This is a genomic window from Brevibacillus sp. LEMMJ03 (assembly GCF_007197875.1).
In the GTDB taxonomy this organism is placed as follows: Bacteria; Bacillota; Bacilli; order Brevibacillales; family Brevibacillaceae; genus Brevibacillus; species Brevibacillus thermoruber.
Map to the genome: position 1 here is coordinate 1 of NZ_VKJN01000118.1, position 380 is coordinate 380.

At 64.2% G+C, this 380-nt stretch carries 1 pseudogene; it reads left to right on the forward strand.

From position 1 onward, the window contains the following. Positions 1–70 precede the first annotated feature (70 nt). Positions 71–380, forward strand: a pseudogene (locus FOI68_RS23070) (nitronate monooxygenase); the annotation flags it as partial.

Here is a 380-nt window from a genome sequence, read left to right on the forward strand (position 1 = left end):
CCGCTTCTGGCATCGTGCCGGAAGTAGCGCTCGGCCCATGGCCGACGACCTCCACCAAAGGATTTTCTCGATGAGCATGCCCGCATTGTTCAAGGGCCGACTGTCGCTGCCGGTGATCGGTTCACCGCTGTTTATCGTGTCCAATCCGGACCTCGTGATTGCGCAATGCAAGGCGGGCATCGTCGGCTCGTTTCCTGCGCTGAACGCGCGTCCGGCGTCGCTGCTCGACGAGTGGCTGGCGAGGATCAACGAGGAGCTCGCGGCCTACGACCGCGCCCATCCGGAGCGGCCGTCGGCGCCGTTCGCGGTCAACCAGATCGTCCACAAGTCGAACAACCGGCTCGACCAGGACCTGGCGCTCTGCGAGAAGTACAAGGTGC